Source organism: Capsulimonas sp. (genome assembly GCF_039929585.1).
Classification (GTDB): domain Bacteria; phylum Armatimonadota; class Armatimonadia; order Armatimonadales; family Capsulimonadaceae; genus Capsulimonas.
Map to the genome: position 1 here is coordinate 1 of NZ_JBDSQY010000342.1, position 7631 is coordinate 7631.

Consider the following 7631-nt stretch of genomic DNA (forward strand, 5'->3'; position numbering starts at 1 on the left):
TGGGGGACCAGATTTCGGAGTGAGGCATTTTCCGGTCCCCCAGAATTGGGGCGGAGGGGCCATCCTAAATCTGTGAGGCGGAGGGGCCATCCTAAATCTGTGGGGCGGAGGGGCCATCCTAAATCTGTGGGGCGGAGGGGCCGAAACACCCACAGGGACGGCTAAACTTCTTCGGCGAAGGCGTCGTAAATCGCCTTCAGTGCGCGCTCATAGTCGGAATCGGAGACGCCGATAATCACGTTCAGCTCGCTGGAGCCTTGGTTGATCAGCCGGATATTGACCTCCGCGCCAGCGAGCGCGACGAAGATCTTTGCGGCGATGCCGACCCGGTGCACCATCCCCTGTCCGACCACCGCGAGCATCGCAATGTCACGTTCGACCTCGATGCGGTCGGGCTGCACCATCCGCCGGATCTCCGTGACGACTTCCGCCTCCTTGCCGTTGAGCTCTTCGTCGGTCAGGATCACCGAAAGCGTATCGATGCTGGTGGGGGAGTGCTCGTACGAGATGCCGTTGGCTTCTAAGATTTCCAGAACCTTACGCCCATAGCCGCGCTCCTGGTTCATCATCGCCTTTTCGGTGAGGATGATCGTGAAGCCGCGTCGTCCGGCGATACCCACAATCGCGGTGTTCGCCGAGTCGCGCGTGGTGACGATCTTGGTGCCCGGGTCGTCCGGCTGGTTCGTATTCTTGATGTGGATCGGGATGCCTGCTTCGCGTACAGGGAAAACGGCTTCATCGTGCAGCACCGTGGCGCCCATATAGGACAGCTCCCGCTGCTCTCGGTAAGTGATTTCTTGGATCGGCTTGGGATTGGGGATCAGCCGCGGATCGGCCATGAGCATGCCCGAAACGTCGGTCCAGTTCTCGTAGACCGAGGCGTGGACGGCGCGGGCGACGATCGCGCCGGTGACGTCCGAGCCGCCGCGCGAGAAGCACCGGATGCGGCCTTTGACGTCCTGGCCGTAAAAGCCGGGGATCACCGCAACTTTGTTCTTGGGAACCGCGCCGAGGCGCGCGCCCATGCGGGTGTAGGTCTCGGCGCCGTGCAGCCGGCCGTCGGAGCCGAAGGTAATGCCTTCAATTGCGTCCACAAACTCCGCGTCCAGGAACTCCGCGATGATCCGCGCGCTCAGGTATTCGCCGCGCGAGGCGACCCAGTCTTTCTCCGCGCCCGCTGCGATCTGCTGCTGGATGTCGCGCAGCCATTCCCACGCGCCGTGGACGCCAAGCTCTTCGGCCAGGCCGAGATACCGGTCCTTGATGACCGCGAAGGGCGCGGAGGCGTCCAGTCCCTGCTCGCCAAGCGAGTGGCAGAGATAAAGGAGGTCGGTGATCTTTTTGTCGCCGCTGCTGCGTTTGCCGGGGGCGGAGACCACGACGAAGCGCCGGGCGGGGTTGGCGCGCACGATGGCGGCGATCTTGCGGACCTGGTTGGCGTCCGCGACGGAGGAGCCGCCGAACTTGGCGACGATGGGGCGCTTGTCCGTGCTCTCATGTGCGTCCTGCGGTGCGTAATTTGCGTCTGTCATGAATCTTTTCTCGGAAGCTTGACGGTCGTTGTCATAGCTTGGGGACGAAAGTTTTGCGAACGATGGTTGTCAAAACTTGGGTGATGGCGGCGCTGGAGGAGTTACCGGACCTGACGGCTAGCTAGGCGGTCAGGTCCTGCAGCATAGGCATGAGGGAGTAGGCGGTCATGTCCAGATGGATCGGGGTCACGGAGATCAATCCGTCCGCCACCGCTCGCACATCTGTCCCCGCCTCGGCGCCAAGCGCCTCCTCGGCCAGCGATCCTCCGAGCCAGTAGTACGGACGCCCGATGGGGTCGATCCGTTTTTCGATCCGATCCACATATTGCCGGCGTCCCTGCGTAGTCACCGCGACCCCACGGATCTCGCTTTCCGGCAGGTTCGGCACGTTGACGTTCAGAATCGTGTTGGGCGGCAGGGGGTGGCGTTTGAGCCACTGGGCGAGCCGCGCGGCGAAGTTCGCGGCGGCGTCCCAGTGCACTTCGGAATCAAAGGTCGCCACGGAAACGGCGAACGACGGCGCGCCGATCACGGTCGCTTCAATCGCGGCGGACACAGTCCCGGAGTAGTGGACATCCCAGCCCAGGTTTGGGCCATGGTTGATGCCGGAGACGACCATATCCGCCGATCCGCCCATCGCTTCGATCAATCCGAGGGTCGCGCAGTCCGACGGAGTGCCGTTGGACATCCAGACATCCGACCCGTCGCGCATCTTGGCGGCGGTCAGGCGCAGCGGCTTGTGCAGGGTAATGGCGTGCCCTGTTGCGCTTTGCTGCCTCTCGGGCGCCGCGACAGTCACGTCGTTATCCCGCGCCAGGGCGGTCTTGAGAGCAAAGATCCCATCCGCCTGCACGCCGTCGTCGTTGGTCACTAAAATCCGCATGGAGCCTTTATGATAGCCCGAAAGAGAGGAAGGTGTCAAGGTGAGGAGAGGCGCCGCAGCGCCACAAAGACTTCGTCGTGTCTCCAAAAAATAAAATTCTCCCTATGTTTCCGCCATTCGCTTGCCGGGTAAATACTCATCAATGATGGGTTGGCCGTCAAGGATGACCGATTTACAAACTAGGAGAAAACTCATGGGCTTAATATACACAATCGCTAGCATTCTCGTCGCAATTTGGCTGATTAGCTTCCTGCTGCACGTCGGTGGCTCGCTGATTCACCTGATCCTTGTGATCGCTGTTGTGATGTTCGTCTATAATCTGATCACGGGCCGCCGCGCCGTATAACTGGGCGTTCGGCATTCCAAAGACACTATAAATAAAGGCGGGCGCCGACCATCGGCGCCCGCCTTCTTTGCGTTGAAGCCTATCGTCGCCACATTTGGTATAATATTTATGCGCCGCTATGCCTGCGTGCTTTTGCAGGGCGAGGAGGACGTATCATGAGCCTTTTGATCAATTTGACACCAGCGGAAGAAGCCCGATTGAGCGCAGCCGCGCGTCGGCGGGGTGTTGCGCCCGCGCAGTTTGCCGAAACTTTGCTGCGCGAGAATTTGCCGGAGGAAGTCGATGCGGATGTGAATGACGTTCTTGCCAAACTTCATCAGTGGCAGGCGGAAACGGGAACGAAAACCTCTGCCCACAAGTCTGCTTCCGTTCTGTTCGCTGAGTGGGCTGAAGAAGATGCAAACATGACCGTCGCCGAACGAGAGGCGGAAAACCAGCTTTGGAGCGACATCGAACGCGGTATCAACGAGACTCGGGCGGAGTTGGGAATGAGATTCCTGTAGACAATGATTATCGTACTCGACACATTTCCGGCAAGCAGCACTGGTAAGAGACCGGGAGAGCCGGCAACCCTCACAGATCACTGCCGAGAGTGGATAAATGCCTGCGAAAGCGCAGGACACACGGTCCTAGTTCCTGCAATTGCTTATTACGAAGCATTAAGAGAACTCGAACTTCGCGACGCGCAGAGCCAGATCATCCGTTTGAGGCGGCGGCGCGTCTTTGGGCAAAAGCGCGTAAATCAGGAAAGGCGACCGCCAATCCAAAGGCTCTGGATGGCGACGTAATTCTGGCTGTTCAAGCATTGAGCCTAGGACGGCCGTCTTCGGATTTTATTATCGCAACAACCAATCCAGGCCACATTGCACAATTTGCTCCCTGCGATCTCTGGACCAACATTCGCCCCTGATTGCCCTCGACGGCGCCGTCTCTTATTCCTCCGCTGAGCTCCTATCCCCTTGGGTATAATATCAGCATATACTCATTTCCCAAGAATATAGAAAGCACGACTTCTCATGCGATTGAAATCTTTGATGCTCGCCGCCTGCCTCGGGGCGGCGCCGGTCATAGGCGTCTTGCCAGCAGTCGCTGCGGCGAAGGCTGCGGCGTTTCCGATTGCGCCGCATCCGCGCGTGAACGTGGAGTGGTGGTATGTGAATGCGCGGGTAACCACGGAGAAGGGGCGGCATTTGGCGCTGGTGGGGTCGTTCTTTCGGTTCGGGAATGGGGTGTCGATTCTGGACGGGGTGTCGCCGCAGCCGCGCGCGCATTATTTGATCTATTCGGTGACGGATCTGGACAGCAAGACGCAGCGGGCGTATTCGCTGGCCGATACGAATATGACGATGTACTTGAAGCAGGTCGCGCCGCTGCTGGCGATGTCGCATCCCAAGGACAAGTCGGCGCAGGCGCTGATGAAGGCGCTGGGCAAGGGCGCTCTGCCGCCGCCGCACATTCAAATTCCGTCGTCGGCGGTGGTGCAGTCGAAGCCGTTTCGTTTGGAGTATGGTAAGGACAATACGCTGACGTCCATCAAGGACGACAATACGTCGGTGCATGTGATGCTGAACGCGGGCGGAGCGGACAAGATCGATCTGACGCTTTTGGCGCGCAAACCTATGATGGCGGTGGGCGGCAAGGGTGAAACGGGGTTGGTGACGCCCAAGGATATGTATTATTTCTCGCTGACGCGCTGCGGAGCGACGGGATCGGTGGATACCGGCGCGGGCGCGGAGAAGATCGTGGCGGGGCAGGGGTGGATGGACCATCAGTGGGGCAACTCCTGGGTGGCGCAGAACGATGGCTGGGATTGGTGGGGGGTGCAGCTGACGGATGGGACCGATATTCTGTTCTGGCGGCAGCGGGATCTGGCGACAGGCAAGATCTTCTTCCCGCTGGCGACGTTTATGGACGCCCATGGCGTTCAAACGGTGACCAAGAAAATCTCTTTCAAGCCCGATCCGGCGTCGTACTGGACAAGCTCGGTCACAGGTGTGCGTTATCCGACGGCGTGGACGGTGGATTTTCCTGAGAAGAAACTGCATCTGCAAATTCGGGCGGATGTCCAAGCGCAGGAGATTCCTATTTTAGGGCCGGGTGGAAGCATCTGGGAGGGCAGCTGCGTGGTGGAAGGCTCTCAACGGCGGGCCGGCGGAAAAGTTTCCGTGTCGGGAACGGCGTATATGGAGTTAGTAGGATATAATAGTCCGGCGACCAAGGCTTCTCTGATTCCCAGCAAGAAGTAGTCTCACACAATTTCCAGGCCGAGCAAGCAATGACCTCAACGATCTCTAACAACCCGCGCGACGCCGCGAAGGGCAAACGCGACGCCGCGCGATGGGCGGTGGCCTCCAACACGGGGCTGCTGATGATGAAGATCGTGGTCGGCGCCGTTACCGGAAGCGTCGGCGTGCTGGCCGAGGTGGTCAACTCCGGCGCCGATCTGGTCGGCTCACTGATCGTCTACCTCTCGGTGCGCGTTTCGGATGAGCCGCCGGACGAGACGCACGCCTATGGGCACGGCAAGATCGAAAACCTCTCCGGCATCGCCACCGCGACGCTCATTCTCACCGGTGGCTGCTACGCGATCGTGCAGGCCGTGCGTCAGCTGATCCATCCCGAGCCCCTCCAGCATTTGAACTGGGCGCTGGGAACGATGGCGGCGAGCGCTCTGGTCAACTACTGGGTTTCCCGCTATCTGATGCAGCGTGGGCGCGATCTGGACTCCCCGGCGCTGTTGGCCGATGGTCACCATCTGAAAACGGACGTTATTACCTCGCTTGGCGTCGTCCTGGGACTGATCCTGGTCCGTGTGACGGGGTTTGCGCAGTGGGATTCGCTGGCGGCGCTCGGCGTGGCGCTGCTCATTCTTTACGTGGGCTTTTCGCTGGCGCGCGACGCCGTCTTCACCCTGTCGGACCGGGTGCTGCCGGCGGCTGAGGTGGCGATCCTGGAGAACGTACTGCGCTCGAACAAAGAAGTGCTGGATTTCCACAAGCTGCGCACCCGAAAATCGGGATCGCATCGGCACGCCGATGTCCACGTGCAGATCGCCGACACGCATACGTTTGTCGAAGCGCATCGACTGACGGAGGACCTGGAAGACCAGATGCGCGAGGCGCTGCCGAACCTGCACCCGATTATCCACATGGAGCCGTATGAGGACGAAGTGGAGCATCAGCGGGCGTATCACGCGCAAGAGAAGGGGCGGAACTCCCAAAATAAATCACTGTAAACTTGACAAACGCGTTGTGGATGTGCTAAATTATCTCCCAGATGACGAACAGGGGCGCACCCCCTGTTCATTTTTTTGCCTGACGGCCGAAGACGGCCTGAGGGCATGCGAGGACGGTTTCTCAAATGGCGGATACTCCGAACAAGAACCAGCCGGCGCCGACCGGGCCTAAGAAGCCGGTTGCGCCGACTAATCCCGCGATGGCTGCCGCCCAAAAGCGCGCCGCGGCGATGGCGACTCGAAAGCCGGTCAGTCCGCAGCAGTTCTTCCAGGAAGCCTGGATCGAACTGCAGAAGACTTCCTGGCCCACGCGCGAGGTGCTGCTTAAGTCTACGACGGTCGTTTTAGCGCTGGTTTTCGCGGTGGCGATCTGGACTGGCGCGCTTAACGTCATTCTGGACAAGTTGATGACCCCACTGTTCACCGGCAAATAGCCGATTGTCCGCGAGACGCCAAAGAGCCCGAGGAAGTAAAGAGACGTTATGCTGAAGCACTGGTACGCCGTCCACACGTACTCCGGACACGAGAAGAAGGTCAAGACCAATATTGAGCGTCGCGCCGAGACGATGGGCCTCAAGGGCAAGGTCTACGAGATCCTGGTCCCTACCGAAAAAGAGACCCGCGTCCGCGCCGGCAAAAAGAGCGAGATCGACCGCAAAGTCTTCCCAGGATATGTCTTTATTGAGATGATCCTGGACGACAACACCTGGTACCTTGTCAAGAGCACCACGGGAGTGATCGGGTTTGTCGGCGACGCCAAACCGACCCCGGTGAAGAACAGCGAGATCGCGGCGATCCGAAGCGCCCTCGCCGAGTCTGAGACGCGCCCGCTGATCCGTCCCGCATGGTCGCTGGGCCAGGCCGTCCGCGTTATGTCCGGTCCGTTCGCGGACTTTACCGGATCGATCCAGGAGATCAACGCGCCCAAGGACAAGGTCAAGGTTCTGATCTCGATTTTCGGACGCGATACGCCCGTCGAGCTGGAATTCAGCCAGATCGAAAAGATTTCGTAGGTAGTCAGATCGCCTGAGCGGCCGGCGAATGAATTCGCGCCTATAAAAACAGTCACCCGCCTTCGCGGGTTTCAGAAGTCCACGCAGGTGGACGGCTGTACTTTTTAGCCGCGAATTCATTCGCCGGGCTTCTCATAATCGTTAGTTAGCACAGAGGACACAGTAACATGGCAAAGAAAGTCGTCGGAGTCGTCAAGCTCCAGATCAACGCAGGAAAAGCGACCCCCGCGCCGCCCGTCGGCCCCGCGCTCGGTAGCTACGGCATCAACATGATGGAGTTCATCAAGGGGTACAATGAGAAAACCGCCCCGATGATCGGCTCGATCGTTCCCGTGGAGATCACGATCTACGAAGATCGCAGCTTCACCTTCGTGACCAAGACCCCGCCCGCCGCCGACCTTCTGAAGAAGGCCGCCGGAATCCCGAGCGGAAGCGGTACGCCCAACAAGACCAAGGTCGCCAAGATCACGCAGGAGCAGCTCCGCACGATCGCCGAGACCAAGACCCCGGACTTGAACGCGAACGATATCGAAGCCGCGAAGAAGATCATCGCCGGCACCGCCCGCTCGATGGGCATCAATATCATTCCTTAAGCATTACGCCCCCGGGACGGCTCATTTTG

The 7631-nt window shown here is 59.7% G+C and carries 9 protein-coding genes; 7 read left to right on the forward strand and 2 right to left on the reverse strand.

What is annotated here, in order from left to right:
- Positions 1–161: 161 nt before the first annotated feature.
- Entirely contained in the window at positions 162–1532 is a 1371-nt protein-coding gene (locus ABIZ35_RS26265) for an aspartate kinase (RefSeq protein WP_348222905.1), read from the reverse strand.
- Between the two features lie 121 nt (positions 1533–1653).
- Positions 1654–2415, reverse strand: coding sequence for a 5'/3'-nucleotidase SurE (gene surE / locus ABIZ35_RS26270; RefSeq protein WP_348222913.1), 762 nt, complete (start codon positions 2413–2415; stop codon positions 1654–1656).
- A gap of 193 nt (positions 2416–2608) precedes the next feature.
- On the opposite strand from surE, the gene ABIZ35_RS26275 reads away from it, so the two are divergent.
- The 7 genes from ABIZ35_RS26275 to rplK all read left to right on the forward strand — a co-directional run bounded on the left by ABIZ35_RS26275 (position 2609) and on the right by rplK (position 7602).
- The gene (locus ABIZ35_RS26275; protein ID WP_348222906.1) at positions 2609–2761 is read left to right on the forward strand and encodes a lmo0937 family membrane protein; all 153 of its coding nucleotides are present in this window, start codon (positions 2609–2611) and stop codon (positions 2759–2761) included.
- Between the two features lie 155 nt (positions 2762–2916).
- Positions 2917–3264, forward strand: coding sequence for a hypothetical protein (locus tag ABIZ35_RS26280; protein WP_348222907.1), 348 nt, complete (start codon positions 2917–2919; stop codon positions 3262–3264).
- A gap of 513 nt (positions 3265–3777) precedes the next feature.
- Entirely contained in the window at positions 3778–5007 is a 1230-nt protein-coding gene (locus ABIZ35_RS26285; protein WP_348222908.1) for a lipocalin family protein, read from the forward strand.
- A 29-nt stretch (positions 5008–5036) separates the two neighbouring features.
- Positions 5037–5996, forward strand: coding sequence for a cation diffusion facilitator family transporter (locus ABIZ35_RS26290; protein ID WP_348222909.1), 960 nt, complete (start codon positions 5037–5039; stop codon positions 5994–5996).
- 125 nt (positions 5997–6121) lie between these two features.
- The gene (gene secE / locus ABIZ35_RS26295; protein ID WP_348222910.1) at positions 6122–6430 is read left to right on the forward strand and encodes a preprotein translocase subunit SecE; all 309 of its coding nucleotides are present in this window, start codon (positions 6122–6124) and stop codon (positions 6428–6430) included.
- A 48-nt stretch (positions 6431–6478) separates the two neighbouring features.
- The gene (gene nusG / locus ABIZ35_RS26300; protein ID WP_348222911.1) at positions 6479–7009 is read left to right on the forward strand and encodes a transcription termination/antitermination protein NusG; all 531 of its coding nucleotides are present in this window, start codon (positions 6479–6481) and stop codon (positions 7007–7009) included.
- Between the two features lie 167 nt (positions 7010–7176).
- A complete protein-coding gene (gene rplK / locus ABIZ35_RS26305) occupies positions 7177–7602 on the forward strand; it encodes a 50S ribosomal protein L11 (RefSeq protein WP_348222912.1) in 426 nt (141 codons plus the stop codon).
- Positions 7603–7631 lie beyond the last annotated feature (29 nt).

Coding starts and splice junctions, on each gene's coding strand:
- ABIZ35_RS26265 (WP_348222905.1), bottom strand. CDS start 1,532: ATGACAGACGCAAATTACGCACCGCAGGACGCACATGAGAGCACGGAC.
- surE (WP_348222913.1), bottom strand. CDS start 2,415: ATGCGGATTTTAGTGACCAACGACGACGGCGTGCAGGCGGATGGGATC.
- ABIZ35_RS26275 (WP_348222906.1), top strand. CDS start 2,609: ATGGGCTTAATATACACAATCGCTAGCATTCTCGTCGCAATTTGGCTG.
- ABIZ35_RS26280 (WP_348222907.1), top strand. CDS start 2,917: ATGAGCCTTTTGATCAATTTGACACCAGCGGAAGAAGCCCGATTGAGC.
- ABIZ35_RS26285 (WP_348222908.1), top strand. CDS start 3,778: ATGCGATTGAAATCTTTGATGCTCGCCGCCTGCCTCGGGGCGGCGCCG.
- ABIZ35_RS26290 (WP_348222909.1), top strand. CDS start 5,037: ATGACCTCAACGATCTCTAACAACCCGCGCGACGCCGCGAAGGGCAAA.
- secE (WP_348222910.1), top strand. CDS start 6,122: ATGGCGGATACTCCGAACAAGAACCAGCCGGCGCCGACCGGGCCTAAG.
- nusG (WP_348222911.1), top strand. CDS start 6,479: ATGCTGAAGCACTGGTACGCCGTCCACACGTACTCCGGACACGAGAAG.
- rplK (WP_348222912.1), top strand. CDS start 7,177: ATGGCAAAGAAAGTCGTCGGAGTCGTCAAGCTCCAGATCAACGCAGGA.